This window comes from Streptomyces sp. ICN903, assembly GCF_022015835.1.
Classification (GTDB): domain Bacteria; phylum Actinomycetota; class Actinomycetes; order Streptomycetales; family Streptomycetaceae; genus Streptomyces; species Streptomyces fenghuangensis.
The window spans coordinates 669-2,643 of record NZ_JAKMAY010000135.1 but is presented as its reverse complement, the minus strand read 5'-3'; the positions used below and the strand labels follow the sequence as shown (position 1 = coordinate 2,643).

General features: G+C 78.1%; 2 protein-coding genes. Both read right to left on the bottom strand.

Features of this window, described 5'->3' with window-relative positions; translation table 11 throughout:
- Positions 1–200: 200 nt before the first annotated feature.
- Positions 201–1,067 carry an ABC transporter permease gene (locus L7D48_RS15540; protein ID WP_237880035.1) on the bottom strand — a complete coding sequence of 289 codons (867 nt, stop codon included), beginning with the start codon at positions 1,065–1,067 and terminating at the stop codon, positions 201–203.
- Positions 1,064–1,975 (bottom strand): ABC transporter ATP-binding protein (locus L7D48_RS15535; RefSeq protein ID WP_237880034.1); only part of this gene is annotated, 912 nt, incomplete at its 5' end. The genes L7D48_RS15535 and L7D48_RS15540, both read right to left, overlap by 4 nt.

Here is a 1,975-nt window from a genome sequence, read left to right as displayed (position 1 = left end):
CGCCGGGGTCCTTGCCGCGCGGATCGCTCCCCCACGGGTCGTAGGGCGGGGGCGACTGGGACGAGCCGTGGTTCGGGGAGGGAGGCGTCGGTGCGGTCACCCCGCCATCGTGCCAGGTCCGGCCCCCGGCCCGCCGGGCGGTACCGCACACGGCGATCACCCGGTCCGGGCGGCGGCCGGGTGCGGAGCCGGAGCGGCCCTCAGCGCACCGCGGCCCGGCGGTACGCCCACGCGGCGGCGGCCAGCGCCGCGGCTCCGACCGCGGCGCACACCCCCAGGTCGAGGACCACCTCGTCCCAGTGCGGCCGGGGCCCGAGGACGGCGGCCAGCGCCTCCACGCCGTATGTCGAGGGCAACAGGTCCCGCAGCAGCCTGACCGGCTCCGGCAGACCTCCGGCCGGGAGCACGCCCAGCAGCAGGGCCGCCGACATGCCCAGCTGCCCGCAGAGCGTGGCCAGTTCCTGGCGGGGCGCGAGCAGGCCGAGGGCCGCGCCGAGCCCGGCGAGCGCCGCGCCGGCCAGTGGCACCACCGCCGCCAGCAGCCACAGTCCGTCCAGCGGAAGTCCGTAGAGCAGGCAGCCGGCCACCGCGGTGACGGCCGTGCCGGGCACCGTGAAGGAGGCGTACGCGCCCGCCGTGCCCAGCACCACCGCGGCGGGCGGCACCGGCAGCGTGGCGTAGTGGTCCAGGCCCCCGGAGGCGCGCAGCTGGCCGAAGTACTGGGCCAGGAGGTTGAGCGCGACGAAGGCGACCACCAGCACGCTGGAGCCGGCCACCACCGCCCGCGCCTCCTCACCGGGGCCGCCGTCGACGACCCCGCGCATCAGGACCATGATCCCGACCGACTGGAAGGTCGCCACGAACAGCAGCGGGATGCGGGCCACCCGCGCCCGGGAGAGCTGGGCCCGGTAGACGGCGCCCAGGGCGGGCCACAGCCTCGCGCCCGGGGCGAGCGGGGCGGCTCCCGCCCCTTCCGCCTCCCCGCCGGTTCCCGCGCTCCCGGCGGCCTCCGCGGCCTCCGCGGCCTCCGCGGCCTCCCGCCGGGTCCTCGCCACGGCCGTGCTCACGCCTTCACCAGACCTTCCGTGTGTCCTCCCAGTGCCAGGTAGACGTCCTCCAGGCTCGGCGTGGCGAGGGTGAAGTCGTCCAGCGCGGCGAACGCCGGGCCGCCGGTGACGGCGGCGACCGCCGCGCGCGCCTCCTCGGGAGGCAGTCGCAGCGTCCAGCGGCGGCCCGTCTCCGCGGCGTCCGGGCACAGCGCGGCGACCTCGGGGACCTCCAGCGGCGGCCGGTCGCGCCACACCAGCTCCAGCCGTACGTCCTCGCCGACCATGGCCTTCAGGCCGGCGGGGGTGCCGCAGGCCACGGCCCGGCCCCGGTCCATCACCGCGACCCGGTCCAGGACCAGCTCGGCCTCGATGACGTTGTGGGTCACCAGGATCACCGTGGCCCCGCGCTCGGCCCGCCGCCGGTCGACCGCCGCCCACACCGCGCGCCGCGCGACGGGGTCCATGCCGGTGGTCGGCTCGTCCAGCACCAGCAGGGGCCGCTCCCCCACCAGCGCCGCCGCCACACAGGCCAGCCGCCGCTGGCCGCCGGAGAGCCGCTTCAGGGGGCGTGAGGCGATCGCGCCGAGCCCCAGTTCCTCCAGGACCTCGCCGCTCTCGCGCCGCGCGGCCGCCGCGTCCAGACCGCGCAGCCGTCCGGTGGTCTCGGCGGCCAGCGCCACGGTCAGCTCGTCCAGCGCGGTGGACTCCTGGCCGAGGTAGGCCAGCAGCCGCGCGGCCCGCCGCGGATGGCGGACCAGGTCGTGGCCGAGGACCTCGACGCGCCCGGAATCGGGGCGCAGCAGCCCGGTGAGCTGCCGCACCAGGGTGGTCTTCCCGGCGCCGTTGGGGCCGAGCAGTCCGAAGACCTCCCCGTGCCGGACGGTCAGGCCGACGTTGTCGCTGGCCCGTACGGCGGGGGTGGCGGG